This window comes from Ruegeria sp. L11, from assembly GCF_056531755.1.
The window spans coordinates 420,360-445,255 of the sequence record NZ_JBQFMI010000002.1 but is presented as its reverse complement, the minus strand read 5'-3'; the positions used below and the strand labels follow the sequence as shown (position 1 = coordinate 445,255).

The following is a 24,896-nucleotide window of genomic DNA, read 5'->3' as shown; positions in this document are numbered from 1 at the left end:
CTTCGTTCACTCCGCTGCCATCGCACCCATACGGCCCGATTTCTGAGCCTTGATGCGGTCTTCGATCTCTTCCCGGAAATTGCGGATCAGGCCTTGGATCGGCCAGGCGGCCGCATCGCCCAAAGCGCAGATAGTGTGTCCTTCGACCTGTTTGGTCACGTCAAACAACATGTCGATCTCTTCCAGTTCAGCCTCGCCGCGCACCAGACGATCCATCACACGCATCATCCAGCCGGTGCCTTCGCGACACGGCGTACACTGGCCACAGCTTTCATGCTTGTAAAACTTCGACAGGCGCCAGATCGCCTTGATGATGTCGGTGGATTTGTCCATCACAATCACCGCTGCCGTACCCAGACCCGACCCCAGGTCGTTGCGCAGGTAATCGAAATCCATGATCGCGTCGCGCATGTTTTCACCGCGCACGCAGGGAACCGAGGATCCACCAGGGATAACCGCCAGAAGATTATCCCACCCGCCGCGAATGCCGCCGCAATGGGTTTCGATCAGCTGTTCGAACGGGATCGACATCGCCTCTTCGACGACACATGGGTTGTTCACGTGGCCCGAGATCGCAAACAGCTTGGTACCGGCGTTGTTCTGGCGACCAAATCCAGCGAACCAATCCGCACCCCGACGCAGAATGGTCGGCACCACCGCGATGGATTCCACGTTGTTCACAGTGGTTGGACATCCGTACAGCCCGGCACCCGCCGGGAACGGAGGTTTCATCCGCGGCATGCCCTTTTTGCCCTCAAGGCTTTCAATCAGGGCGGTTTCCTCGCCACAAATATAGGCCCCTGCCCCGTGATGAAGGAAAAGATCGAAATCCCAGCCCGAACCAGCGGCATTTTTGCCAAGAAGCCCCGCGTCATAGGCCTCATCAATCGCAGCCTGCAATGCCTCACGCTCGCGGATGTATTCGCCGCGCAGGTAGATATAGCAGGTATGTGCGTTCATCGCGAAAGAGGCGATCAGACACCCTTCAATCAACGTGTGGGGATCATGGCGCATGATCTCACGGTCCTTGCAGGTGCCGGGCTCGGATTCATCGGCATTCACAACCAGATAGGAAGGGCGACCGTCGCTTTCCTTTGGCATGAACGACCATTTCAGGCCAGTTGGGAAGCCGGCACCGCCGCGTCCGCGCAGCCCGGAATCCTTCATTGTCTGAATGATCCAGTCCCGGCCCTTTTCAATCAGGCCAGCGGTGCCGTCCCAATGCCCGCGGGCTTGCGCGCCTTTCAGCGTGCGTTCGTGCATCCCGTAGATGTTGGTAAAGATCCGGTCCTGATCCTTCAGCATCATTCGTTACCTTCAGCTGTCCTGACGCATGCGCCAGAGTTGAAAAATGTTCACACCCGCATAAATGAATGCCGCCAGAGCGGCAAAATCAAACAGCAGCGCGTGCCGGGCTGTCAAACCCAGCGCGGGGCCAATGAACAGGTTCATGCCAAGCCAGATCACCATCGTCACCGCAATGACGATGCCGATATGTCGGCCCTTTCGGGCTATAGCCTGATCCTTGTCCTTGTCCATCATCCCCCGATGCCCCGATGGGGCACCCGTTTAGTCTTTGTAGGTGCCATCTTCCTTGGCACGTTTGGCAAATTCGGTTTCCTCACTCGCCGCAAGCTTGGCTGCTTGTTCAATCCAGCCATCGCGCTCGATCCGGCCCTTGAACTTCAACCGTGCATCGACCCAGGCGACCTGTTCCGGTGTCCAGGCAGCGATCTGATCATAGTGGAAGAAGCCCAGCTCGTTCAGGGTCTGCTCCAGCTTGGGGCCTACGCCTTTCAACAGTTTCAGGTTATCTGCCTTGCCGTCGCGCGCGCCTGCCAGTGTTTCGGGCTGGTCCTCTTTCGCTGCCTTCGCCTCAGCGGCCTGTTTCGCAGCAGGTTTCGCCGGGGCTGGCGCTTTGGGCGGTTTCGGTGCCGCTTTGGTCGCAGCCGCTTTGCCATCCTTGCCCAACCAAGGGGTCAGGATCGGAACCTCGGTCCCGTCGATGCGTTTGACCGTATCGCCAATACCGGTGGCCAGTTCGACGCTGGCGTTATACCGGGCCTTTCCGGCCTCATAATCGGTCAGACTGGTCAGCCCTTTGAGCGGTTCAGCAGCATAACGTCCGTTTTGTGGGCCCGGCGTCGGAACTTTCCCCGCCACCAGATCATCGAGGATCTTGCCAAAGCTCTCGACGGTCAGGTCTTCGTAGTAATCCTTGCCGATCTGCGCCATCGGCGCATTGGTGCAGGAGCCAAGGCATTCGACCTCTTCCCAACTCAGCTTGCCATCAGCCGACAGTTCGTGCGGTTTCGCCGAGATCTTTTCCTTACAGACCGCAATCAGGTCCTCTGCTCCGCAGATCATGCAGGAGGTCGTACCACAAACCTGAATATGCGCAGCCGACCCAACGGGTTGCAGTTGGAACATGAAGTAAAACGAAGCAACCTCAAGCACACGGATATAGGCCATACCCAGCATGTCGGCGACGGATTCAATCGCCGGACGGCTCAGCCATCCCTCTTGTTCCTGCGCGCGCCACAGAAGCGGAATGACCGCGCTGGCCTGACGGCCTTCGGGGTATTTGGTGATCTGCGCTTCGGCCCATTGCTGGTTGGCAGTGGTGAAGGCAAAGCTATCGGGTTGTTCGGGGTGAAGACGGCGGAGCATTAGCGGTCAATCTCTCCAAATACGACGTCCATGGTGCCGATGATTGCGGCGACGTCGGCCAGTTGGTGGCCCTTGGCAACGTGGTCCATGGCTTGCAGGTGCAGGAAACCCGGCGCGCGCAGTTTGGCGCGGTAGGGTTTGTTGGTGCCGTCGGCGACCAGATAGACGCCGAACTCGCCCTTGGGGGCTTCGACGGCAGCATAGACCTCACCGGCAGGCACGTGGAAGCCTTCGGTATACAGCTTGAAGTGATGGATCAGGCTCTCCATCGAGGTCTTCATGTCCGAGCGTTTCGGTGGAGTGATCTTGCCGCGGGCCAGAACGTCACCGGGACACTCGCGGATTTTGGCGATGGCCTGACGGATGATCAGCAGCGACTGGCGCATTTCCTCCATGCGGACAAGATAGCGGTCATAGCAATCGCCGTTCTTGCCGACGGGAATCTGGAATTCAAACTCATCATAGCACTCGTAGGGCTGCGCGCGACGCAGGTCCCAGGCCAGACCCGATCCACGCACCATCACGCCCGAGAAGCCGTATTTCTGGATGTCATCCTCGGTCACCACGCCGATATCGGCGTTGCGCTGCTTGAAGATGCGGTTTTCGGTCAGCAGCCCGTCAATGTCATCAAGAACGCTTGGGAATTCGTGACTCCAGGCCTCGATATCGTCCAGCAGTTCGGGCGGCAGGTCCTGATGGACACCACCGGGGCGGAAATAAGCGGCGTGCAGGCGGGCGCCACAGGCACGCTCATAAAACACCATCAGCTTTTCGCGTTCTTCAAAACCCCACAGCGGCGGGGTCAGAGCGCCCACATCCATCGCCTGCGTGGTCACGTTCAACAGGTGATTCAGGATGCGTCCGATTTCGGAATACAGCACCCGGATCAGCGAGCCCCGGCGCGGCACCTCGACCCCGGTCAGCTTTTCGATGGCCAGACACCAGGCATGTTCCTGGTTCATCGGTGCCACATAGTCCAGACGGTCGAAATACGGCAGGTTTTGCAGATACGTCCGGCTTTCCATCAGCTTTTCGGTGCCACGATGCAGCAGGCCGATATGCGGGTCGCAACGTTCGACAATCTCGCCGTCCAACTCGAGCACCAGACGCAAAACTCCGTGCGCCGCGGGGTGTTGCGGGCCGAAGTTGATGTTGAAGTTGCGGATCTTCTGCTCGCCGCTCAGCGCGTCCGTGCTGCCGTCATCATATCTTGAGCCGTCCATCAACGCCCTCGTTTCTTCTTTGCTTCGGCCCGAACCCGGACCTTTTCGGCCTCGACCGCCTTGACCGCAGACCCGGCCAGTAGAACCCCAAACGCGCCCAGAATGATCAACTCACCTATCATCTCAGCGGCGCTCCAACTCTTGCAGTTTCAGCCCGACCCACCACAGCAATGCGATCGTGCCAAAGGGAACCAGACACAGCAGGCACCAGTATTTGTTGATCCCGAAGAACGGCAAAATCTTCACCATCGGAATGATGGTCAGCGCAGACAGGATCAGCCACCAGATGCCACCCATTATTCGGTCTCCTGTTTCTCATCCCCTGGCAGAATGTAATTCGCACCTTCCCATGGGGACATGAAATCAAACTGACGGTACTCCTGCACCAGACTGACCGGCTCGTAGACGACGCGTTTCTGCGCCTCGTCATAACGCACCTCGGTGTAGCCCGTGGTCGGGAAATCTTTGCGCAGCGGATGGCCACGGAAGCCATAATCCGTCAGGATGCGCCGCAAGTCTGGATGGCCCGAGAACAGGATGCCGAACATGTCGAACACCTCACGCTCGAACCAGTTGGCCGAGGGGTGGATATCGACTATCGAAGGCACCATGTCATCTTCGCGGATCGAAACCCGCAGACGGATGCGCTGGTTCTGGTACATCGACAGGAAGTGATACACCACGTCGAACCGCTTGGCGCGTTCGGGGTAATCGACGCCGGTGATATCCACCAGTGTCGAGAACTTGCAATTTTGGTCCGACCGCAGGAATTCTACGAATTCCACGAGGTTCGACGGCGCCACATCGACGTTCAGCTCACCATGGGTCACATCCCAGGACAGAACACAATCGGCTCGTTTCAGTTCAAGCTGGGTGCCGAGTTCTTTGAGTGCTTCGCTCATCTACCCTTCCCCTCAGCGTACAATTGTGCCGGTGCGGCGGATTTTGCGTTGTAGCTGTAGCAGACCGTAAAGCAGCGCCTCGGCGGTCGGAGGGCAGCCGGGCACATAGATATCCACCGGAACTACCCGGTCACAGCCACGCACGACAGAATAGGAATAGTGGTAGTAACCACCGCCATTCGCGCAGGACCCCATCGAGATCACATAGCGCGGCTCGGGCATCTGGTCGTAAACCTTGCGCAACGCAGGGGCCATCTTGTTGGTCAGCGTGCCGGCCACGATCATCACGTCAGATTGGCGCGGAGAGGCGCGCGGGGCGATGCCGAAACGTTCCGCATCATAGCGCGGCATCGAGGTGTGCATCATTTCAACCGCGCAGCAGGCCAGACCAAAAGTCATCCAGTGCAGCGAACCGGTACGAGCCCAGTTGATGATATCCTCGCTCGAGGTCAGCAGAAAACCTTTGTCCTGCAACTCGGCATTCAGGGCCTGGGTGGCGACTTCCTTGTCGACGCCAGCGGTGTTTGCACCGGTCATCACTCCCATTCCAGGGCCCCTTTCTTCCACTCATAGGCAAAGCCGATGGTCAGCACGGCCAGAAACACCATCATCGACCAGAAGCCGACATCGCTGATATCGCGGAACCCGACGGCCCAGGGAAACAGGAATGCGATCTCAAGATCGAAGATGATGAAGAGAATCGAGACCAGATAGAATCGGACGTCAAATTTCATTCGCGCATCGTCGAAGGCGTTGAAGCCACATTCATATGCGCTGACCTTTTCGGGGTCGGGATTGCGGACAGCCAGTACAACGGCGGCAAGAATCAGGACGATTCCAAGGCCCACGGCAACGGTCAGAAACACCAGAATCGGGAGGTACTCCCGCAGCAGGTCTTCCACGAATAGCTCCTTTCTTGCGCACGCATCTTGTCGGGTGCGCCGTCAATTGGCGTGTTGACTGGACATTCTCTATCCCCGCCGGGTCAGAGGGTCAACCGAACACAGCCCCGTTCACCATCAAACATACGCTTGACAGCGCGGCATAGAATCGCATTTCGCGCGTTTTGCATTGGCTTGCGGAAACTTGGTAAACTTACTTATTCCATGCAGGTTTACGTTTTTCGAAGAACGCCGCGATCCCTTCACGCGCCTCTTCCGTTTCCCAGCGTTCGACCAGTTCGTTGATGGTCTGGTCGATTGTGGCATCATCAATACGAGGTCCCAGAGTTCGAACCAGTGCCTTGGCAGATGCAACCGCCCCCGGCGCGCACGAAAGGTAGGGCCGGACTTCATCTTCTATCGCGGCCGCAAGCTGCTCGGGGGGCACAGCCTTTGCCAGCAACCCCAGATCAACCGCTTCGGGCGCATCGAACAACCGGGCCGACATGAACACACGCCGTGCCCGTGCCTCACCCATACGAGCGATAACATAAGGGCCGATTGTCGCCGGAATCAGCCCCAGCCGGGTCTCGGTCAGTCCCATCTTCAGACTATCTACACCGATGGCAACATCGCACACGGCGGCCATTCCAACACCTCCGCCAAAGGCGTTGCCTTGCAGCGCCCCGATCAGGGGTTTGGGCATTGTGTTCAACGCCTGCAACATCTCGGCCAGCTTGCGCGCTTCGACAAATCGCGTCGCCTTGTCGGCCGCCATCTGGTCCTGCATCCACCCCAGATCACCACCGGCGCAAAACGTCTTTCCCTCAGCGGCCAGAACGACCACCCTGACAGAGCCATCCTGACCCAGTTGCGACGCGGCCTGCGTCAGCTCGGTAATCATTTGACCCGACAGCGCGTTGTGCTTTTCCGCCCGGTCCAGAGTTAACGTGGCAACACCGCGTTCGTCTGCTGAAATCGAGATTGTTTCGAACATGTTAGCCTCTCAACGCCTTGGCCATCTGCGCGGCCTCTTCGACCACATCGATATCCAGACCGGTTTGATAGCCCAACCGGTGCAAATGCGCTGCAACGGTTTCAGTCGCGACATTGCCCGCAGCCCCCGGAGCATACGGGCAACCGCCAAGCCCACCCACTGCCGCATCGAACACGCGCACCCCCAGCGAAAGTGCCGCATCGATATTGTCGATTGCACGCCCATTGGTGTCATGAAAATGCCCGGCAAGTCGCGTCACAGGAACCCTTTCCCGCACCGCCAGAAGCATATGAGCGATCTTGTCTGGCGTGCCTTGCCCGATCGTGTCCCCCAATGACACCTCGTAACAGCCCAACGCAAACAGCCGGTCGGCAACTTCGGCCACTTTCTCGGGCGGGGTCGGGCCGTCATAGGGGCAATCCGTCACGCAAGAGACATAGCCGCGAACCGGAAGGTCGATATGGCGCGCAGCTTCGAGAATCGGCGTGAACCGTTCGATTGACTCGGCGATCGAGGCATTGATGTTTGCCTTGGAAAACCCCTCGGAAGCAGACGCAAAAATGGCAATCTCATCCGCTTTGGCGGCCAGCGCATCCTCGTATCCGCGCATATTCGGCGTCAACGCCGCGTAACGCACTCCGTCCGCGCGGGTAATACCGGCCAGAACCTGCGCCGACCCCGCCATTTGAGGAACCCATTTGGGAGAGACAAAGCTTGCAACTTCGATCCGACGGAACCCGGCGCGGCTAAGGCAATTGATCAGCGCCACCTTGTCGGCAACCGGTATCTCACGTGTTTCGTTTTGTAGCCCGTCGCGCGGTCCAACTTCGTAGATTTCGACCAGATCACCCATGTCAGAACCCCTTATGGCTTGTTCTCATTCCAAATACGGATCGCGCGACCGTGCCACGTCAAACCGCGCGGGTACAGATCACTCTTCTTCCAAACGCACCAAAGCCGCCCCAGCCTCGACCTGCGCGCCATCTTCGACCAGCACCTCGGCCACCACACCATCTCGCGCGGCTAGTAACGAATGCTCCATCTTCATCGCTTCGAGAATAGCCAAACGGTCGCCTTCTTGAACGGTCTGCCTCGCGGTGGCAAAGACTGCCTTGACCAGACCCGGCATCGGCGCCTCAATCACGTTGGTGTCACCCGTCGCGCTGGCATCCCGGTCAAGCGGATCTATAACGTCGAAACTGCGACCATAGTCAGTAAATACGGTCAAAGTTGTTCCGCTGACAGCGACCCGGGGTATCGGTGCGCCGTTCAGCGTCCACTGCCCCGAGATCCGCTCGGCCACGACACGGTGTTCGCCCAGCTGCCAAAGTTGGCGATCCGGCCCGTCGACCTGCACGTCCAGATCAAGAACCTCTCCTTGATCGGACAATTTCACCGCCCGATGCAACAGAGCCCAGAGGGAAAACCCGGTGTCAGGTGTGACATCAACCAAATCCAGCGCGGTCATCGCGGCCGCAACAGCGGTAGCGGCAGACGTCGGCGATTCCTGCACCAACCCGTCAAGATCGCGCCCGATCAGGCCCGTATCCACATCGCCCGAGGCAAATCCATCATGGCGGGTCAGCGCGCCCAGAAAGGCGAGATTCGTAACGGTGCCCGCCACTTCGGTCTCCCGCAGCACTCGGTGCAACGTCTCAAGCGCGACGGCGCGGGTTGGACCGTGCACCACCACTTTGGCAATCATCGGGTCATACCACGGGCTGATGGTGTCACCTGTGCGAACACCACTATCCGCACGGCAATTGGCCGGGAAAACCAGATGAGTGAGCGTTCCCGTCGCGGGTAAAAACCCTTTTGGCACATCTTCGGCATAAAGCCGGGCCTCGAAGGCGTGACCCGAGATCGACAGATCATCCTGTTGCCTGGGAAGGCTCTCTCCTGCTGCAACGCGCAACTGCCATTCGACCAGATCGACGCCGGTGATGGCCTCTGTTACCGGATGTTCCACCTGTAGGCGCGTGTTCATCTCCATGAACCAGAACCTGTCGGGGCGCAGCCCGTCTGAGGCATCGACAATGAACTCAACCGTGCCTGCACCCTTATAACCTATCGCCTCGGCTGCGCGCACGCCCGCCTGCCCCATCGCCTCGCGCATCTCAGCCGTCATACCCGGCGCCGGAGCCTCTTCGATCACCTTCTGATGGCGGCGTTGCAACGAGCAGTCGCGTTCGAACAGATGCACGGCATGTTTACCATCGCCAAACACCTGCACTTCGATATGGCGGGGTTTGGCCACGAATTTCTCGACCAGCACGGCGTCGTTGCCAAAAGCGGTCTTGGCCTCGCCCCGCGCGCTGTCGAGCGCGGCGGCGAAATCCTGAGGCCGTTCAACAAGGCGCATTCCCTTGCCGCCACCGCCCGCAACGGCCTTGATCAGAACCGGATAGCCGATGGCGTCAGCCGCCCCCGCCAGGTGTTCGGGATCCTGATTTTCGCCGTGATAGCCGGGCACCACGGGCACGCCAGCCTGTTCCATCAACACCTTGGCCGCATCCTTGAGGCCCATTTTGCGGATCGCATCCTCTGATGGGCCGATAAAGGTCAAACCCGCGGCCTCGACCGCGTCGACAAAATCGGGGTTCTCTGACAGGAATCCATAGCCGGGATGAATAGCCTGCGCGCCGGTATCCAGCGCAGCCTGAATAATTACATCGCCCTTCAGATAGCTTTCCGCCGGGGCGGGGCCGCCGATATGAATGGCCTCATCCGCCATCTGCACATGCTTGGCCGCCGCGTCCGCATCGGAATAAACAGCCACGCAAGATACGCCCATCTTCTGAGCGGTTTCCATAACGCGGCAAGCAATTTCGCCCCGGTTGGCAATCAGGATTTTGTTGAACATAGCTTACCCCTCAACCGCCAGATCTTCGACAAGTCGAAATCGCTCGCATAGCAGCTCCATCTCCGGATCAAATCCGCCATTGCGTTCGAAATACTGGCGATGCCCCTCTCTCCATCCCTCAAGCGTTTCATTTTCGCCCTCTGCCAACGCGAAATCCTCGGTTACGTCGCAGTATCGGCAGGTCGAGACCTCGACCGTTTCGATCACCAAGGCCGGACGGTCGTCCCATTCCAGCGCAATATCTCTCCGACCGACCACAGGAGTGTCAGGGCTACCTTCGGGATAGTCGCGCAACGCACCGCAGGTTGCCGTTTTCCGCCCTGATCGTACCAGAGCCAGCAGCTCAGCACTCAGCCGGGCATTGTCACCAAACTTGAAAGTCTGGGCACCCGGATAGCGTGCCATGACGTCATTCAATGAAATGTTCATCTTACATCCTGAACACGCCGAAACGTGTCTCCTCTATCGGGGCGTTCAGTGCGGCGCTCAGAGACAAGGCGAGCACATCGCGACTTTTGCGCGGGTCGATGATACCGTCATCCCAGAGACGGGCCGAGGCATAAAGCGGGTGCGATTGCTCTTCGAACATCTCCAACGTCGGACGTTTGAACTCGGCCTCTTCCTCGGCCGACCAGGTGCCGCCCTGTCGTTCGATCCCATCGCGCCTGACGGTGGCCAGAACACCAGCTGCCTGCTCGCCCCCCATCACCGAAATCCGCGAATTCGGCCATGTCCACAGGAACCGCGGCTGATAGGCGCGTCCAGCCATGCCATAGTTCCCGGCCCCGAACGAGCCGCCCACCAGCATCGTGATCTTGGGAACGCTCGTCGTTGCAACTGCCGTCACCATCTTGGCGCCGTGGCGGGCGATCCCCTCGTTCTCGTATTTGCGGCCGACCATGAAGCCGGTGATGTTCTGCAAGAAGACCAGGGGCGTTTTGCGCTGCGAACACAGCTCAACGAAATGCGCGCCCTTTTGCGCGGCCTCCGAGAACAACACCCCATTGTTGGCAATGATCCCGACGGGACACCCTTTGACATGGGCAAAGCCGGTTACCAGTGTCTCGCCAAAGCGGGGTTTGAACTCATCAAACCGAGAGCCATCGACCAGCCGTGCGATCACTTCACGGATGTCATAGGGCGTGCGCAAGTCGGCAGGAACGACACCCAGAATTTCATCCGGATCATAAGCAGGCTCCTCGGGTGCTTCGAACCGTAGGCCGGGCTTCAGCCCGGCACCCCCCAATGACCCGACAGCCCGCCGCGCCAATGCCAGCGCATGTGCATCATCTTCGGCCAGATAATCCGCCACACCCGACAGGCGTGTGTGCACATCGCCGCCACCCAGATCCTCGGCGCTGACAACCTCACCCGTCGCAGCCTTGACCAGCGGCGGCCCGGCCAGAAAGATCGTGCCCTGTTCCTTTACGATGATCGTCACATCGGACATCGCAGGAACATAAGCCCCACCCGCCGTGCATGATCCCATGACAACGGCGATCTGAGGGATACCCTTCGCGCTCATCCGCGCCTGATTGTAGAAAATACGCCCAAAGTGGTCGCGGTCTGGGAACACCTCATCCTGATTGGGCAGGTTCGCGCCGCCGCTGTCGACCAGATAGATGCAGGGCAGATGGTTTTCCTCGGCAATCTCCTGCGCGCGCAGGTGCTTCTTGACGGTCATCGGATAATAGGTGCCGCCCTTCACGGTGGCATCGTTACACACCACCATGACCTCACGCCCCTGGACCCGACCAATGCCCGCGATCACCCCGGCACAGGGTGCTGCATCGCCATACATCCCATGCGCCGCCGTCGCCCCGATTTCAAGGAACGGAGACCCCGGATCAAGCAGGTTCGCCACCCGCCTGCGCGGCAACATCTTGCCTCGGGATTCATGCCGCGCGCGGGATTTCTCGCCCCCGCCCATGCGGGCTGCTTCGGCAGCAGCAGAGATTTGCGCCAGCGCATCGAGATGAGCGGTGCGGTTTGTCTTGAAGCCCTCGGAGCCGGGCATGGCTTTGGATGTGAGTTTCATTTGTAGATATCCACCTTCAATGCCCGATTACTTATGGGCAAGACCACCACTGCGAAGTAAATTATGTAGAAGATTACGCTCTTTGCAGAAGACGAGAGGGGCCAATTGAACAGCCCTTCAGGGTTGTTCAAATTGATACTAATCTCATCCAGTGCCAAGAATGGCAAAGGCAGCGTCATCAGAAAAAGCAATAGTAAGAAATGAAAAACCCCATTCTTGGACTTAACGCGCAGCCAAGCTTCGCAGTTACCACACCTTACAGCTGGCACGTACTCCTCACTGCCAACCATAGTGTTCAAAACACTCAAGGGCTGCGGCACCCCACATTTAGGGCACTTTAACCCTGACAGACGCCGCAGAATCTTATTCATTTCAATTCCCCCGCCGCCCGCGCCTTCAGTTCCTTTCGGATCACCTTCCCCGTCACCGTCATCGGCAGCTCCTCCAGAAACGCCACCTCGCGCGGATACGAATAATGCGCCAGACGGTCTTTGACCCAGTCCTGCAACTCGCGCTCCGTGGCCTCAGCACCCGTCTTCAACACTACATAAGCCTTGACGATCTCGGTCCGCAGCTGGTCAGGTTTTCCGACCACGCCTACCGTCGCCACCGCCGGGTGGGTCAGCAGGCAATCCTCGATCTCAGCTGGGCCAATGCGATACCCGGCGGAGGTAATCACGTCATCGTCCCGACCGACAAATCGCAGATAGTCGCCCTCCCACACGCCGCGGTCGCCGGTGATCAGCCAGTCGCCGCGAAACTTGTCTGCGGTCGCTTCGGGGCGGTTCCAGTATTCCAGCAGCATCGAGGCCGAGCCGTGCCGGATGGCGACGTCGCCCTCGTCCCCGGTCGGGTTTCCGTCCTCATCAATCACCGCAACCTCATGCCCCGGCACCGGTTGGCCGATACAGCCGGGGCGCACAGGGAAATCTTCGGCGCAGGAGGATACGACCATGTTGCACTCGGTCTGGCCGTAAAACTCGTTGATCGTCAGACCAAAGGCCTTCTGTCCCCATGCCAGCATTTCGGCACCCAGCGGTTCACCCCCGGACGCGACCGAGCGCAGACCGGGGATCACCTGATCTGCTGCCTTGAGCATTCGCAGCGCCGTTGGTGGGAAAAAGACGTTCCGCACCCCGCCACGCGCGATGATGTCAGCGCAGGCCTTGGGGGTGAATTTCTCAAGCCGTGCCGCGACAACAGGAATGCCCAGCGCAAGACCCGGCATCAGCACGTCGAACAACCCGCCGATCCACGCCCAATCCGCCGGGGTCCAAAGACAGTCGCCTTCGCGCAAGTGATTATGGCTGATCGAAACGCCTGGCAAATGACCGGTCAGGACCCGGTGTCCATGCAGCGCGCCCTTCGGGCTGCCGGTTGTGCCCGAGGTATAGATCAACACAGCCGGATCGTCAGGGCCGGTCGTGGCGAATGTTACAGCGGGGCCATCTTCGCCAATCACCGATGCAATCAAGGGCGTGGCCAGATCACCCAACAGATCAGCCCCTTCGGCGTCGGTCAGTACAATCCGGGCACCAGCGTCACTGACCCGCGACCGCAGCGCGTCCTGCTTGAACAGTTTGAACAAAGGGACCGACACAGCCCCGATCTTCCAGATCGCCAGATGGGCCGCCGCGCACCATGGCGACTGGCTCAGCAACACTCCGACGCGATCACCGGGTTGCACATGGCGCAATAATGCGCGGGCTATTCCGTCTGTCATTTGCGACAGCTGCGCAAAGCTGATGTGCTGCGGGTCAGGTCCGGTCAAATCGATCAGCGCGACCTGGTCCCCCGCATGCCGCAGGCACTGCTGCGCCATGTTCAGCCTGTCCGGCAGATCCCAGCCTCCATCCGGGCGCAAACCCGGTATGCGCTCAGCGGTTAGCACGGCGAATTTTCCCTATATTTCCTGCGCTTCGCGGTTCAACTGCACCCAACTCCTTCACATAAACTTGATGCAGATCAGAGTGGGCAGTTCCAATCGCTGCAACACCAAGGTCATCAACAGAACCAAAGGCAATACAATGACCAAGAAACTCGCCGCATTGACCCTTTCCACCGCGTTGGTGGCTCTGGCTGCTCCTGCGTTTGCCCAGTCTCAGGGGGATTGGACGCTCGGAATCGGTGTGGGGTACCTGGACCCGAAATCCAACAACGGAACACTGGCCGGCCTGAGCGCCGATATCGACTCGGATACGCGCCCGATCTTCACCGCCGAGTATTTCATCCAGGACAACCTGGGGATCGAGCTGCTGGCCGCGACCCCGTTCAAACATAACGTCACCTTGGGCGGAAGCGTGGACGCTGGCAGCGTCAAGCATCTGCCGCCCACCTTGTCGCTGAACTATCACTTCCCGACCAATAGCGCCTGGAAGCCCTATGTCGGTGCCGGTCTGAACTATACCATCTTCTTTGACGAGCAATCTGCCCTTGGCAACCTCAAGGTCGATGATTCCTTCGGCGTTTCGCTGCAAGCCGGTCTCGACTACATGATCACCGACAAAGGTGCGGTCCGTCTGAATGTACGCTGGTTCGACATCGACTCGGACGTCACGCTGAACGGAGCCGATATTGGCACTGCGAACATCGACCCTTGGCTGGTCGGTATATCCTACGTTCATCGCTTCTGATCCTTTGATCGAAACGCCCCGCTGTAACCTCGTCTGCGGGGCGTCTTCATTCAGCGCATTTCGTTCATCATTTCCCGGCCGATCAGCATCCGTCGAATCTCGCTGGTGCCTGCGCCGATCTCCATCAGCTTGGCGTCCCGGAAGATCCGGCTAACCGGTGCGTCAGACAGAAACCCTGCCCCGCCCAGCGCCTGAACCGCCTGATGCGCCTGAACCATCGCCTGTTCGGATGCGTAAAGACAGCACGCCGCTGCATCCTGCCGGGTGACGTCCCCACGATCACAGGCCTTAGCCACCTCATAGACATAGGCCCGGGCCGAGTTCATCGCGGTATACATGTCGGCAATCTTGCCCTGCATCAGTTGGAAGCTGCCAATCGGTTTGCCGAATTGCTTGCGCTCGGCCAGATACGGCATCACCTCATCCAGACAGGCGGCCATGATGCCGGTGCCGATCCCGGCCAGAACCACGCGCTCATAGTCCAGACCTGACATGAGCACGGCTACGCCCTTGCCCTCTTCACCCAGTACGTTCTCGAACGGCACTTCAACATCTTCAAAGATCAGTTCAGCCGTGTTCGACCCGCGCATCCCCAACTTGTCGAAATGGGGTGAGGTCGAAAAACCCTTCATCTCTTTTTCGATCAGAAATGCGGTAATACCCTTCGATCCGGCATCGGGGTCCGTCTTGGCATAAACCACCAGTGTATCCGCGTCCGGCCCGTTTGTGATCCAGTACTTGTTGCCGTTCAGGCGGTAATGGTCGTTGCGTTTTTCCGCCCGCAGCTTCATCGACACCACGTCCGAACCTGCGGAAGGTTCCGACATTGCCAGCGCGCCTACATGTTCGCCCGAGACCAGGCGCGGCAGGTATTTCTGTTTCTGCTCTTCCGTACCGTTCAGCTTGATCTGGTTCACACACAGGTTGGAATGCGCCCCATAAGACAACGAAACCGAGGCCGAGGCGCGCGCGACCTCTTCGACGGCAATTGTATGCGCCAAATAGGACATGCCCGCACCGCCGTATTCTTCTGGCACGGTGACACCCAATAGCCCAAGCTCTCCCATTTCTTTCCACAGTTCATTCGGAAAGCTGTTCTTGGCATCAATCTCAGCCGCCATCGGCTTGACGCGCTCCTGCGCCCACCGATGTACCATTTCGCGCAGGGCGTTCACATCCTCACCCAGATCAAACTTCATCGTGGCCATGAACATCTGTGTCCTCCCTCCGCATTAATGAACAAGTGTTCAATAAATCTCTAACAGCGAATCTGTCTCCGGTCAATCTTTGTGAAAGCCTGGACCAAAACACAAAACGCCGCCCGGACCGGGCGGCGCTCTCAAGGGTCGAGCGTGCGCTGAAAGCGCACTCTGTTCGGCTAGGATTGATAAACTGCGCCCACTTCGGCTCGGATGATGCGCGCGATAACCCGGCAATCCTCCAGCGAAAAGGTCAGCGGCACACGCATATCCATGATGCCTGCCAGAACACGGTCACTTTCCGGCATCCGTTCGCTTTCGAAATATCTCCAGCTGTCATAGCGCGACGTGAACCCTGTTGGCTCAGCCCCGCCAAACCATTTGATCTCGACCCCACGCGCGGCGCAGCGGCTGATAACGTCCGCTATCCGCTCAGGCGACCAATCCAAAAGCAGGAACTGGATCGAAGACCCGACATAGGTTTCCTCTTCGGGTCGCTCGACTATCGTCAGGCCCGGAGTGCCGCGCAGCCCGGTCTCGATCTCGCGATAGCGCTCGTTCCACCGTTTCACCTGCCGGTCCAGATCCCGCAACTGAGGGCGCAGGATGGCGGCACGCAAATTGTCCATGCGACCGGACACATTGGGTGTGGTGTACTTTATCCGCTCGAACACTTCAGGTCCCGGCGCCGCCAGATGGCGTTCATACAGCATGTATGAGCCCGACAGCATTGTAGCCTTGGCCGCCAGTTCCGCGTCATCAGTAACCAGCAAACCGCCCTCGCCCGAGTTTACGTGCTTATAGGTCTGGCAGGAATAACACCCGACCGCGCCCTGCCGTCCCGACAACTGACCGCGCCAAGCCGCGCCCATCGTGTGTGCGCAATCCTCGATCACGATAACGCCTGCCGCGTCACACATCTGCATCAGACGATCCATGTCGCACAGATGCCCGCGCATATGGCTGAGCATCAGGACACGGGCCTGATCCAGTTTGCCCTCAAGATCCTCCAGATCGATGGTCAGGTTTTCGGAGACGCCGACAAAGATCGCACGCGCCCCGACCGAGGCAATTGATCCCGGCACCGGGGCCAGAGTGAACGCGTTGGTCAGAACCGGGTCGCCCGGCTGCACACCGACGGCCCGCAACGCGGTGGCAAGCGCATACCCGCCAGAGGAAACCGCCAGGCAATACTTGGACCCCATCTGTGCAGCAAATTCCTGCTCTAGCAGGGCCGTTTCCCCCAACTCACCGGGGACCACGTTATAGCGATGCAGCCGCCCGTGACGCAGAACAGCCAGCGCTGCCTCGATAGCGTCGTCTGGAAGGGGTTCCTGCTGTGTGAAATTACCAGTGAATGTTTCCGTCATGGTCTTTTTCTGGATCTCCGACAGGTTCCGGTCAAGGTTTCAGGCTGCCGCACCGATCAGATCAGGCACAAGATCAGGCAAGTCGTCAAAGTGATGCAGCAGGGCTTCGGGCTCCAGCGCTGCCATGTCCTCTCCTGACGGTCCGAAAGTCACCAAAACCGATGGGACCCCTGCCGCTCGGGCGGTATTGCGGTCGGTATCCGAGTCTCCGATCAGCACGCACCAAGCCGGATCCCCCCCGGCCCGTCGCGCAGCCTCGCGCAGAGGGGCCGGGTCCGGCTTGCGCACTGGCAGCGTATCCGCCCCGACCAACGAGGCAAAACGATCCCGCACTCCCATGCGTGTCAGTAACAATTCGGCCAGATGTTCCGGCTTGTTGGTGCAAATGCCGACACCGTAGCCCGCGTTACTCAGCATCTCGACGGCCTGCAACGCTCCCGGATAGAAACTTGTGTGGGTGTCGATATCCTGCGCATAAGCCTCAAGCAGAACCGGGTAATAGGCCTGAACGGTGTCCTCATCGTAAGCTCCGACGCGTTTCAGCCCTTGGGTTAACATCATGCGACCGCCACGCAGCGCGATGCCTGCATCCTGCCCATGAACCAGGACATCACCATACCCCATTTCGCGAAAACAATGGTTCGCCGCTGTCAGCAAATCGCCCGATGTATCCGCCAATGTGCCGTCCAGATCGAAGATGACGGTCCGCATGTTGCCTCCTGTTTCGGCAGGTTTTCGCCGTGTCCTGTTTCAATCGGCAATCTTGTTTGATGGCCGAACAGCTTGCGCCTTTGCCCTCAGCGGATAAAACGGTCGGCAACAAAACACAAAGAGAAAACGATTTCATGACCATTGCCCTTGTCATCCTTGCCGCCGGAAAAGGCACCAGGATGAATTCGGATCTTCCCAAAGTCCTGCATCCCATCGCTCAGGCTCCGATGCTTGTTCACGCGATGCGCGCCGGGTCTGTCCTGTCGCCCGAACGTACGGTGATCGTTACCGGCCACGGGTTCGAGGCTGTAGCAAAGGTTGCTCAGGACGAAGACGAAGATGCCCGGATAGCCGTTCAGGAAGAACAGTTGGGTACGGCCCATGCGGTCGGTCAGGCCAGGACAGCACTGGACGGGTTCGACGGTGATATCGTGGTTCTTTACGGCGACACCCCGTTTTTACAACCCGACACGCTGGAACGGATGGTCGAGGCTCGATCCCGAAATGACCTGGTCATCCTTGGGTTCGATGCGGCTGATCCGGCCCGCTATGGCCGGTTGGTCATGAATGGCGACACGTTGGAACGCATTGTCGAATTCAAAGACGCATCAGATGAAGAGCGCGCCATAACATTTTGCAACTCGGGCCTTTTAGCTTGTAATGCCCAGTTGCTTTTTTCGCTGATTGACGCCGTTGAAAACAACAATGCCTCAGGTGAATACTACCTGACAGACGTAGTTGAGATCGCCCGCAACCGCGGTCTGAACGTAACCGCCGTCGCCTGTGACGAGGCCCAGACGCTGGGCGTGAACTCACGCGCTGATCTGGCCGCCGCCGACGCGGTGTTTCAGGCGCGCGCGCGGGCAGAACTGCTGGATATGGGTGTCACATTGATGGCACCGGATACGGTATACTTGTCCGCAGACACTGTGATTGGGCGTGACACAGTAATCGAACCCAACGTGGTCTTCGGCCCCGGAGTGACCGTCGAAAGCGGTGCAACCATCCGGGCCTTTTCCCATCTGGAAGGGTGCCATGTCAGTCGCGGCGCCATCGTCGGCCCCTACGCGCGGCTGCGTCCGGGCGCAGAATTGGCCGAAAACACGCGGGTCGGCAATTTCGTTGAAATCAAGAATGCCGAAATCGCCGAAGGCGCGAAGGTCAACCACCTCAGCTATATCGGGGACGCATCGGTGGGTGCTGCGACAAATATCGGCGCGGGAACAATCACCTGCAACTATGATGGTGTGATGAAGCACAAGACCAACATAGGTGCGAATGTCTTTATCGGCTCCAACACCATGCTCGTGGCCCCGGTCACGGTGGGCGATGGCGCAATGACAGCGACAGGCACCGTGGTGACCAAAGACGTAGCACCCGAGGCGTTGGCCGTGGCGCGCGCCAAGCAGGAAAACAAACCCGGCTACGCGCGAAAACTGTTTGATATGTTGAAGGCGAAGAAGGCTCGCCGCGATAACGAGGCCTGAGATATGTGTGGAATTGTAGGTGTCTTGGGCCAGCATGAAGCGGCCCCTATTCTGGTAGAAGCCCTGAAACGGCTGGAATATCGCGGCTATGACAGTGCCGGGATTGCAACCGTTAATGACGGTGTCCTGGGTCGTCGGCGTGCGGTCGGCAAACTGGTCAACCTCAGCGATCTGTTGGTGCATGATCCGCTGCCCGGTAAATCCGGCATTGGTCACACCCGATGGGCCACACATGGTGCGCCTTCCGTCAACAACGCGCATCCCCACAAGGCGGGCCCGGTGGCCGTGGTTCACAACGGAATTGTCGAAAACTACCGCGACCTGAGGGCGGAACTGGCCAAACACGGTGTCGCCTTCAAGACCGAAACCGACACTGAAACCGTCGCGCTGATGACGGAACATCACCTCAACACAGGCATGTCCCCTGTCGAGGCCGCTTTCAAGACCATCGACAAGTTGGAAGGTGCCTTCGCCCTTGCATTCCTTTTCGATGGTGAGGATGACCTGATTGTAGCGGCCCGCAAAGGATCACCCCTGGCCATCGGCCACGGCGATGGTGAAATGTATGTGGGCTCGGACGCCATTGCCCTTGCGCCACTAACCAACCAGATCACTTATCTTGAGGAAGGCGACCGCGCAGTTCTGACCCGAACATCGCTGGAAATCCGCAACGAAGCCGGTGAACTGGCCAACCGGGAAAAGCGCAAGATCAAGCTGGATCATGCGCGCGCCGACAAGGGCGAGCACAAGCATTTCATGGCCAAGGAAATCGCTGAGCAGCCTATCGTCGTGGCCGAGGCCATCCGATCCTACCTGCCCACGGGCGGTGATCGAGTGGTGTTCCCCGACGCCGAGCTGGATTTCAGCAAACTGGACCGTCTGACCATGGTCGCCTGCGGCACCGCGTTTTACGCCTGCCTGACCGCGAAATACTGGTTCGAACAACTGGCCAAGATGCCGGTTGAGGTCGATATCGCCAGCGAGTTTCGCTATCGCGAACCTCCGATCACGGGTCGCACACTGGCGCTGTTTGTCAGCCAGTCAGGAGAAACCGCCGACACCCTGGCCGCGCTGCGCTATTGCGAGGGCAAGGCGGACAAGATCGTTTCTGTCGTCAATGTCCCTGAAAGTTCGATTGCTCGGGAAAGCGATATCGCCCTGCCGATCCATGCTGGCGTTGAAATCGGTGTGGCTTCGACCAAAGCCTTCACCTGTCAACTAAGCGTTTTGCTGATGCTCGCGCTCAAGGCGGCGACAGATCGCGGCACCCTGACGGATGAGGAAATCGCCGATCATGCCGCTGCGCTGCGCGGATTGCCGACCGTGCTGAACACGGCACTGGATCAGAACCGGGCGATCCGCAAAGCAGCCCAACGCCTGTCCGAGGCGCGCGACGTTCTGTTCCTGGGCCGAGGCCTGATGTATCCGCTGGCAATGGAAGGGGCGCTGAAGCTCAAGGAAATCAGCTATATCCACGCCGAAGGCTATGCATCGGGCGAGTTGAAACATGGCCCCATCGCCTTGATCGACAAGCATATGCCTGTTGTCGTCATGGCGCCCCGTGACACGGTGTTCGACAAGACCGTGTCAAACATGCAGGAAGTGATGGCGCGCAAGGGCAAAGTGATCCTTGTGTCTGATGATGATGGAATTGACGAGGCCGGAGACGGCGTCTGGAGCACAATCCGGATGCCGCATGTTCACACCAGTCTTGCGCCGATCCTTTATTCGGTTCCCGCACAGTTGCTGGCCTATCACACGGCTGTAGCCAAAGGGACGGATGTGGACCAGCCGCGCAATCTGGCAAAATCAGTGACGGTAGAGTGACCCATGTCCAAACAGTTTCCCCGGCTTGATGACGCGCATCAAAAGTTCATCGAAGATCAGCATATGTTCTTCGTCGGCACCGCCGGGACCGAGGGAAAGGTCAATATCTCGCCCAAAGGTATGGACTCGCTGCGGGTGCTGGGGCCAAACCGCATCGTCTGGATGAACCTGACTGGCAGCGGCAACGAGACGGCGGGGCATCTGATGCAGGTCAACAGGATGACACTGATGTGGTGCTCCTTCACCACGCGCCCACTGATCCTGCGCACATATGGCACTGCCCGCACTCTGCACGTCGGAGATGAGGGCTGGGATGAACTGGCCAATCTTTTCCCCAACCACCGCAGCGCCCGGCAGATCTACGACCAGTCGATCGAAATGGTTCAGACCTCTTGCGGGTATGCAGTGCCGTTCATGGCATTCCAGTCCGACCGCGACACGATGCAGAAATGGGTCGATGGCAAAACGGACGGCGACATCCGGTCTTATTGGGCCGAAAAGAACAGCCAGACGATTGACGGCGAACCAACAGGTGTTCCGGTCTGACCCCGATGCTGACCCCTTTTCTTGATCAGATCAAAGCCCATGCCGACCCCGAACGTGCGGGTCAGATGGCCAGTTATCACAAGGCGGATCGCGTCTATCTGGGTGTTGCCAATCCGGTTCTCAACGATCTGACCAAAACATGGCGGCAAGAGCTGGATGTGAACAAACGCGTTACGCTGGCCAAGGCGCTGTGGCAAACCGATATCCACGAAGCGCGCCTTGCCGCGGCCAAGGTTCTGACCCAGGCCCGCATCCGGCCCGACGATCAGGTTTGGGACCTGCTTCAAAGCTGGCTACCGGATTTTGACGCCTGGGCCGTCGCCGATCATGCCTGCATGGCGATGCAAAAACGACTGATGGCCGACCCCGAGAGACTGATTGTCGTCGAACAGTGGACTCAGTCCGATCACATGTGGACCCGGCGCGCGGCCCTTGTCGCAACACTGCCCTGGACCAAACAGAACCACCCCAAGCCCGAAGACCTGCAACGTCGCGACTGTATCCTCGGCTGGGCCGCCGGATATGTCCCTGACCGCGACTGGTTTATTCAGAAATCAATCGCCTGGTGGCTGCGGGAACTGTCCAAACACGACCCCGAACGCGTGATCGCGTTTTTGGACAGACATGGTGGTGCCATGAAGCCGTTTGCCCGCCGCGAAGCAGCCAAATACCTGAAAAGTCAGTCGGCATAAACCGCGACTTCGACCAGTTCGTCCAATGGCACCAGAAGGGCCCGCATGGCATCCAGCGACAAGCGACTGCCGCTACTTTCCGGGCCTGCGGCAGGAACCAGAGTGATATAGGCCTGCGCGCCGGTTCTGGGCACAACAACCCGCGCCGTTACCTCGCTATCGACCAGCGGCGTCTGCATCCAGCGTCCTGGCGTGGTCGGATCACCAAGCCCGGCAATGGTTGTTTTGGCCCCGACCCAACTGGGGCGTGCCGCAACCGGTTCGGGCTGAAGAACCTCCTCAGCGACAACCGGCGCAGTTTCGACATCCGATACGGCCTCAGCCGCCTCACCCCCGGACCCGAATACACGTTCCGTCGTTGCCCGGACAGTGTCGCACCCGGTCAAAACAACGCATAGAAATACAAATGTCTTTTTCATGCCCGGAAACTACAATCCCATGCTGGCGTGATCCAGTGCAAAGCGCAGTTCGCACTTGTCGCAGGCAGGTTACAGCTTTACCTATGTCGCATGTCTGCTCCGCTCATCGACCCGTTTGCCCGCGCCATCACATATCTCCGCGTCTCCGTTACGGACCGCTGTGATTTTCGTTGCGTCTACTGCATGTCCGAAAACATGACCTTTCTGCCCAAGAAAGACCTTCTTACGCTGGAAGAGCTGGATCGCATGTGCTCGACCTTTGTAAGAATGGGCGTCGAGAAATTGCGCATTACCGGCGGTGAGCCATTGGTTCGTCGCAATATCATGACTTTCTTCAACGCCATGACTCGCCACTTGGACAGCGGTGCGTTGAAAGAGCTGACGCTGACGACAAACGGTTCGCAATTGCATCGCTTTTCCGAAGATCTTTATGCCGCCGGTGTGCGCCGTGTGAATGTATCCCTGGATACTCTGGATGACGACAAATTTGCTAAAGTCACACGCTGGGGCCGCCTCAAACAGGTACTGAACGGCATCGACGCGGCGCAAAAGGCAGGGCTGCGGATCAAGATCAACGCTGTTGCGCTCAAGGGGTTCAACGAACCCGAATTGCCCAAGATCACTGAATGGTGCGCCGAGCGCGACATGGACCTGACCTGGATCGAGGTCATGCCGATGGGCGATATCGGCAACGAGGATCGCCTGGACCAGTACTGGTCGCTCAAGGACGTGCGCAAAGAGTACGAAAACCATTACACAATCACGGATCTGGCCGAACGCACTGGCGGCCCGGCCCGCTATATCAGGCTGGAAGAAACCGGTCAGAAGATCGGCTTCATCACGCCCCTGTCCCACAATTTCTGCGAAAGCTGCAACCGCGTGCGCCTGACCTGTACTGGCGAGCTTTATTTGTGTCTTGGGCAGGAGGACATGGCGGATCTGCGCGGCGCATTGCGGAATCACCCCGATACAGAACAGCCGCTTGAAGATGCCATCCGCGCGGCGATCAACCTGAAACCAAAAGGTCACGACTTCGACTATTCCCGCCAGTCCGTCGATGGCCGGATGAGCCGCCATATGAGCCATACAGGCGGCTGATACATGCCGGATCACCAAGACCGACCCACAGCGCTGTACTACCTGTACTGCGCCCTGATCTCTCTGGCCGCACCTCTGGTCTGGAGAACCGTCCGAAAGAAACTTGAGGCTGCGGGCGTAGCAGCCAACCGCCAGCACGAGCGTCTTGGCCATGCCAGTCAGCCCCGCCCCGCAGGGCAGTTGATCTGGTTCCACGCCGCCAGCGTCGGCGAAAGCCTGTCGGTCCTCACTCTGATCAATCGGCTGGGCACCTGCCTTCCCAAATCCGAGTTTCTGATCACCTCAGGCACGCCAACCTCAGCGGCCCTGATCGAAAAGCGCTTGCCGCCCCGCACCCGGCACCAGTACCCGCCGCTTGACACAGCCAACTCGGTCCAACGCTTTCTGGACCATTGGCAACCCGATGCCGGGATCTTCGTCGAAAGCGAGATCTGGCCGCGGCTGATTGTCGAAAGCGCGGCGCGCGACATTCCGCTGGCTCTGCTGAATGCACGATTGTCGGACAAATCTGTCGCCGGATGGAAGAAGCGCCCTAAAACAGCAAGGTTTATCCTGAATAAATTTCGCCTGTTCCTGACGCAAAACGACAAAACAGCTTCCAACCTGATTGCCATGGGCGCCCCTGCCCAACGCGTGCAGCCGGGTACCAACCTCAAGGCCATGTCCGACCCTTTGCCTGTGGACCAGAATACGCTGGACGACATTCGCGCGCAATTAGCTGCCAGACCGGTCTGGATCGCCAGTTCCACCCATGCCGGAGAAGAAGACAGCGTTCTGGCAGCCCACAAAGCATTGTTGCAGCATTGGCCCGACCTTCTGCTGCTACTGATCCCACGCCACCCCGAACGACGCGGTGAGGTCGCAGATCTTCTGAACAACGCGGGGCTCAAGGCGTCCTTCCGGTCAAAAAACGCACCGATCACAGATACGACGCAGGTGTATGTTGCCGACACACTGGGCGAAACCGGAACCTGGTACGCGCTTTGCCCGATCGTTTTCCTTGGGGGGTCACTGAAAGAAATTGGCGGACACAACCCATTTGAACCGGCACAGGTCGGGGCCGCCGTGATCACCGGCCCGGGGTATTTCAACTTTGCAGAAACCTTTGCCCCGCTGATCGACGCCAAGGGCGCTGTCGAGGTCCAGACATCCGCTGACCTCTCTGAGGCCGTTTCACATTGGTTGTCGGACCAGAATGCCCTTCAAGCGGCCCGAAGGGCTGCACAATCCTGCGTCAATACGCAATCGACCGCCTTGGATGCCGTCGTCGAAACCCTCTGCACGGTGCTTGATCTGCAAGCAGAGGATCCCGCTTCATCTGGCTAGAAATATCCCGGGGG

The 24,896-nt window shown here is 58.9% G+C and carries 27 protein-coding genes; 7 read left to right on the top strand and 20 right to left on the bottom strand.

Annotated elements, in window-relative coordinates; translation table 11 throughout:
- Positions 1-6: 6 nt before the first annotated feature.
- The 16 genes from nuoF to ACR0CE_RS07035 all read right to left on the bottom strand — a co-directional run bounded on the left by nuoF (position 7) and on the right by ACR0CE_RS07035 (position 13,465).
- Positions 7-1,305, bottom strand: coding sequence for an NADH-quinone oxidoreductase subunit NuoF (gene nuoF / locus ACR0CE_RS07110; RefSeq protein ID WP_209504919.1), 1,299 nt, complete (start codon positions 1,303-1,305; stop codon positions 7-9).
- A gap of 12 nt (positions 1,306-1,317) precedes the next feature.
- Entirely contained in the window at positions 1,318-1,539 is a 222-nt protein-coding gene (locus ACR0CE_RS07105; RefSeq protein ID WP_480831831.1) for a DUF5337 domain-containing protein, read from the bottom strand.
- Between the two features lie 30 nt (positions 1,540-1,569).
- Complete coding sequence (nuoE, locus tag ACR0CE_RS07100; RefSeq protein ID WP_480831619.1) at positions 1,570-2,670, bottom strand: NADH-quinone oxidoreductase subunit NuoE; 1,101 nt, start codon at positions 2,668-2,670, stop codon at positions 1,570-1,572.
- A complete protein-coding gene (locus tag ACR0CE_RS07095) occupies positions 2,670-3,893 on the bottom strand; it encodes an NADH-quinone oxidoreductase subunit D (protein ID WP_171631140.1) in 1,224 nt (407 codons plus the stop codon). The genes nuoE and ACR0CE_RS07095 overlap by 1 nt, the downstream gene beginning before the upstream one ends.
- On the bottom strand, positions 3,893-4,015 hold the full coding sequence (locus tag ACR0CE_RS07090) for a hypothetical protein (RefSeq protein WP_267362849.1): 123 nt from the start codon (positions 4,013-4,015) through the stop codon (positions 3,893-3,895). The genes ACR0CE_RS07095 and ACR0CE_RS07090 overlap by 1 nt, the downstream gene beginning before the upstream one ends.
- A 1-nt stretch (position 4,016) precedes the next feature.
- Complete coding sequence (locus tag ACR0CE_RS07085) at positions 4,017-4,190, bottom strand: hypothetical protein (protein WP_010442775.1); 174 nt, start codon at positions 4,188-4,190, stop codon at positions 4,017-4,019.
- Positions 4,190-4,795, bottom strand: a complete 606-nt coding sequence (locus ACR0CE_RS07080; protein WP_267362853.1) for an NADH-quinone oxidoreductase subunit C — start codon at positions 4,793-4,795, stop codon at positions 4,190-4,192. The genes ACR0CE_RS07085 and ACR0CE_RS07080 overlap by 1 nt, the downstream gene beginning before the upstream one ends.
- A 12-nt stretch (positions 4,796-4,807) precedes the next feature.
- A complete protein-coding gene (locus ACR0CE_RS07075) occupies positions 4,808-5,341 on the bottom strand; it encodes a NuoB/complex I 20 kDa subunit family protein (protein WP_209504454.1) in 534 nt (177 codons plus the stop codon).
- Positions 5,332-5,697: an NADH-quinone oxidoreductase subunit A gene (locus ACR0CE_RS07070; protein WP_480831617.1), complete on the bottom strand. Its 366-nt coding sequence runs from the start codon at positions 5,695-5,697 to the stop codon at positions 5,332-5,334. The genes ACR0CE_RS07075 and ACR0CE_RS07070 overlap by 10 nt, the downstream gene beginning before the upstream one ends.
- A gap of 193 nt (positions 5,698-5,890) precedes the next feature.
- Positions 5,891-6,673: a crotonase/enoyl-CoA hydratase family protein gene (locus ACR0CE_RS07065; protein ID WP_480831615.1), complete on the bottom strand. Its 783-nt coding sequence runs from the start codon at positions 6,671-6,673 to the stop codon at positions 5,891-5,893.
- Between the two features lies 1 nt (position 6,674).
- The gene (locus ACR0CE_RS07060; protein WP_267362861.1) at positions 6,675-7,526 is read right to left on the bottom strand and encodes a hydroxymethylglutaryl-CoA lyase; all 852 of its coding nucleotides are present in this window, start codon (positions 7,524-7,526) and stop codon (positions 6,675-6,677) included.
- Between the two features lie 78 nt (positions 7,527-7,604).
- A complete protein-coding gene (locus ACR0CE_RS07055) occupies positions 7,605-9,536 on the bottom strand; it encodes an acetyl/propionyl/methylcrotonyl-CoA carboxylase subunit alpha (protein WP_480831613.1) in 1,932 nt (643 codons plus the stop codon).
- Between the two features lie 3 nt (positions 9,537-9,539).
- Entirely contained in the window at positions 9,540-9,965 is a 426-nt protein-coding gene (locus tag ACR0CE_RS07050) for an ASCH domain-containing protein (RefSeq protein WP_480831612.1), read from the bottom strand.
- A 1-nt stretch (position 9,966) separates the two neighbouring features.
- The gene (locus ACR0CE_RS07045; RefSeq protein WP_480831610.1) at positions 9,967-11,574 is read right to left on the bottom strand and encodes a carboxyl transferase domain-containing protein; all 1,608 of its coding nucleotides are present in this window, start codon (positions 11,572-11,574) and stop codon (positions 9,967-9,969) included.
- Entirely contained in the window at positions 11,571-11,945 is a 375-nt protein-coding gene (locus ACR0CE_RS07040) for a hypothetical protein (protein WP_480481792.1), read from the bottom strand. Before ACR0CE_RS07040 ends, ACR0CE_RS07045 begins: the two co-directional genes overlap by 4 nt.
- The gene (locus ACR0CE_RS07035) at positions 11,942-13,465 is read right to left on the bottom strand and encodes an AMP-binding protein (protein WP_480831608.1); all 1,524 of its coding nucleotides are present in this window, start codon (positions 13,463-13,465) and stop codon (positions 11,942-11,944) included. Before ACR0CE_RS07035 ends, ACR0CE_RS07040 begins: the two co-directional genes overlap by 4 nt.
- Before the next feature lie 136 nt (positions 13,466-13,601).
- On the opposite strand from ACR0CE_RS07035, the gene ACR0CE_RS07030 reads away from it, so the two are divergent.
- Positions 13,602-14,207: an OmpW/AlkL family protein gene (locus ACR0CE_RS07030; RefSeq protein WP_209504463.1), complete on the top strand. Its 606-nt coding sequence runs from the start codon at positions 13,602-13,604 to the stop codon at positions 14,205-14,207.
- Between the two features lie 50 nt (positions 14,208-14,257).
- On the opposite strand, the gene ACR0CE_RS07025 is transcribed toward ACR0CE_RS07030, so the two are convergent.
- The 3 genes from ACR0CE_RS07025 to ACR0CE_RS07015 form a co-directional block, all read right to left on the bottom strand.
- A complete protein-coding gene (locus ACR0CE_RS07025; protein WP_267362877.1) occupies positions 14,258-15,421 on the bottom strand; it encodes an isovaleryl-CoA dehydrogenase in 1,164 nt (387 codons plus the stop codon).
- 164 nt (positions 15,422-15,585) lie between these two features.
- A complete protein-coding gene (locus ACR0CE_RS07020; RefSeq protein WP_480486225.1) occupies positions 15,586-16,776 on the bottom strand; it encodes a DegT/DnrJ/EryC1/StrS family aminotransferase in 1,191 nt (396 codons plus the stop codon).
- Between the two features lie 39 nt (positions 16,777-16,815).
- Positions 16,816-17,487, bottom strand: coding sequence for an HAD-IA family hydrolase (locus ACR0CE_RS07015; RefSeq protein WP_480486227.1), 672 nt, complete (start codon positions 17,485-17,487; stop codon positions 16,816-16,818).
- A gap of 134 nt (positions 17,488-17,621) precedes the next feature.
- Here ACR0CE_RS07015 and glmU point away from each other — a divergent pair, with 134 nt between their 5' ends.
- The 4 genes from glmU to ACR0CE_RS06995 are packed head-to-tail and all read left to right on the top strand — an operon-like array spanning position 17,622 to position 22,039.
- A complete protein-coding gene (gene glmU, locus ACR0CE_RS07010) occupies positions 17,622-18,974 on the top strand; it encodes a bifunctional UDP-N-acetylglucosamine diphosphorylase/glucosamine-1-phosphate N-acetyltransferase GlmU (protein WP_480831606.1) in 1,353 nt (450 codons plus the stop codon).
- Between the two features lie 3 nt (positions 18,975-18,977).
- A complete protein-coding gene (gene glmS / locus ACR0CE_RS07005) occupies positions 18,978-20,801 on the top strand; it encodes a glutamine--fructose-6-phosphate transaminase (isomerizing) (RefSeq protein ID WP_480506295.1) in 1,824 nt (607 codons plus the stop codon).
- 3 nt (positions 20,802-20,804) lie between these two features.
- The gene (locus ACR0CE_RS07000) at positions 20,805-21,347 is read left to right on the top strand and encodes a pyridoxamine 5'-phosphate oxidase family protein (RefSeq protein ID WP_480831604.1); all 543 of its coding nucleotides are present in this window, start codon (positions 20,805-20,807) and stop codon (positions 21,345-21,347) included.
- A gap of 5 nt (positions 21,348-21,352) precedes the next feature.
- Positions 21,353-22,039 carry a DNA alkylation repair protein gene (locus tag ACR0CE_RS06995; RefSeq protein WP_480831602.1) on the top strand — a complete coding sequence of 229 codons (687 nt, stop codon included), beginning with the start codon at positions 21,353-21,355 and terminating at the stop codon, positions 22,037-22,039.
- Here ACR0CE_RS06995 and ACR0CE_RS06990 read toward each other — a convergent pair.
- On the bottom strand, positions 22,027-22,458 hold the full coding sequence (locus tag ACR0CE_RS06990) for a hypothetical protein (RefSeq protein WP_480831600.1): 432 nt from the start codon (positions 22,456-22,458) through the stop codon (positions 22,027-22,029). The two genes, ACR0CE_RS06995 and ACR0CE_RS06990, sit on opposite strands and share 13 nt — an antisense overlap.
- Positions 22,459-22,548: 90 nt before the next feature.
- Here ACR0CE_RS06990 and moaA point away from each other — a divergent pair, with 90 nt between their 5' ends.
- Together moaA and ACR0CE_RS06980 are read left to right on the top strand one after the other, a co-directional pair.
- On the top strand, positions 22,549-23,556 hold the full coding sequence (gene moaA / locus ACR0CE_RS06985) for a GTP 3',8-cyclase MoaA (protein WP_480831598.1): 1,008 nt from the start codon (positions 22,549-22,551) through the stop codon (positions 23,554-23,556).
- A gap of 3 nt (positions 23,557-23,559) precedes the next feature.
- The gene (locus ACR0CE_RS06980; RefSeq protein ID WP_480831597.1) at positions 23,560-24,882 is read left to right on the top strand and encodes a 3-deoxy-D-manno-octulosonic acid transferase; all 1,323 of its coding nucleotides are present in this window, start codon (positions 23,560-23,562) and stop codon (positions 24,880-24,882) included.
- Positions 24,883-24,896: the final 14 nt, after the last annotated feature.

Excerpts from the sequence above, each read along its gene's own strand:
- glmU (WP_480831606.1), top strand. The coding sequence starts at position 17,622 with ATGACCATTGCCCTTGTCATCCTTGCCGCCGGAAAAGGCACCAGGATG.
- ACR0CE_RS07075 (WP_209504454.1), bottom strand. The coding sequence starts at position 5,341 with ATGGGAGTGATGACCGGTGCAAACACCGCTGGCGTCGACAAGGAAGTC.
- ACR0CE_RS07080 (WP_267362853.1), bottom strand. The coding sequence starts at position 4,795 with ATGAGCGAAGCACTCAAAGAACTCGGCACCCAGCTTGAACTGAAACGA.
- ACR0CE_RS07090 (WP_267362849.1), bottom strand. The coding sequence starts at position 4,015 with ATGATAGGTGAGTTGATCATTCTGGGCGCGTTTGGGGTTCTACTGGCC.
- ACR0CE_RS07025 (WP_267362877.1), bottom strand. The coding sequence starts at position 15,421 with ATGTTCATGGCCACGATGAAGTTTGATCTGGGTGAGGATGTGAACGCC.
- glmS (WP_480506295.1), top strand. The coding sequence starts at position 18,978 with ATGTGTGGAATTGTAGGTGTCTTGGGCCAGCATGAAGCGGCCCCTATT.
- ACR0CE_RS07050 (WP_480831612.1), bottom strand. The coding sequence starts at position 9,965 with ATGAACATTTCATTGAATGACGTCATGGCACGCTATCCGGGTGCCCAG.
- ACR0CE_RS07065 (WP_480831615.1), bottom strand. The coding sequence starts at position 6,673 with ATGTTCGAAACAATCTCGATTTCAGCAGACGAACGCGGTGTTGCCACG.
- ACR0CE_RS07055 (WP_480831613.1), bottom strand. The coding sequence starts at position 9,536 with ATGTTCAACAAAATCCTGATTGCCAACCGGGGCGAAATTGCTTGCCGC.
- ACR0CE_RS07000 (WP_480831604.1), top strand. The coding sequence starts at position 20,805 with ATGTCCAAACAGTTTCCCCGGCTTGATGACGCGCATCAAAAGTTCATC.
- ACR0CE_RS07095 (WP_171631140.1), bottom strand. The coding sequence starts at position 3,893 with ATGGACGGCTCAAGATATGATGACGGCAGCACGGACGCGCTGAGCGGC.
- nuoE (WP_480831619.1), bottom strand. The coding sequence starts at position 2,670 with ATGCTCCGCCGTCTTCACCCCGAACAACCCGATAGCTTTGCCTTCACC.
- ACR0CE_RS06995 (WP_480831602.1), top strand. The coding sequence starts at position 21,353 with ATGCTGACCCCTTTTCTTGATCAGATCAAAGCCCATGCCGACCCCGAA.
- ACR0CE_RS07015 (WP_480486227.1), bottom strand. The coding sequence starts at position 17,487 with ATGCGGACCGTCATCTTCGATCTGGACGGCACATTGGCGGATACATCG.
- ACR0CE_RS06980 (WP_480831597.1), top strand. The coding sequence starts at position 23,560 with ATGCCGGATCACCAAGACCGACCCACAGCGCTGTACTACCTGTACTGC.
- moaA (WP_480831598.1), top strand. The coding sequence starts at position 22,549 with ATGTCTGCTCCGCTCATCGACCCGTTTGCCCGCGCCATCACATATCTC.
- ACR0CE_RS06990 (WP_480831600.1), bottom strand. The coding sequence starts at position 22,458 with ATGAAAAAGACATTTGTATTTCTATGCGTTGTTTTGACCGGGTGCGAC.
- ACR0CE_RS07030 (WP_209504463.1), top strand. The coding sequence starts at position 13,602 with ATGACCAAGAAACTCGCCGCATTGACCCTTTCCACCGCGTTGGTGGCT.
- ACR0CE_RS07040 (WP_480481792.1), bottom strand. The coding sequence starts at position 11,945 with ATGAATAAGATTCTGCGGCGTCTGTCAGGGTTAAAGTGCCCTAAATGT.
- ACR0CE_RS07105 (WP_480831831.1), bottom strand. The coding sequence starts at position 1,539 with ATGGACAAGGACAAGGATCAGGCTATAGCCCGAAAGGGCCGACATATC.
- ACR0CE_RS07085 (WP_010442775.1), bottom strand. The coding sequence starts at position 4,190 with ATGGGTGGCATCTGGTGGCTGATCCTGTCTGCGCTGACCATCATTCCG.
- ACR0CE_RS07020 (WP_480486225.1), bottom strand. The coding sequence starts at position 16,776 with ATGACGGAAACATTCACTGGTAATTTCACACAGCAGGAACCCCTTCCA.
- ACR0CE_RS07060 (WP_267362861.1), bottom strand. The coding sequence starts at position 7,526 with ATGGGTGATCTGGTCGAAATCTACGAAGTTGGACCGCGCGACGGGCTA.
- nuoF (WP_209504919.1), bottom strand. The coding sequence starts at position 1,305 with ATGCTGAAGGATCAGGACCGGATCTTTACCAACATCTACGGGATGCAC.
- ACR0CE_RS07045 (WP_480831610.1), bottom strand. The coding sequence starts at position 11,574 with ATGAAACTCACATCCAAAGCCATGCCCGGCTCCGAGGGCTTCAAGACA.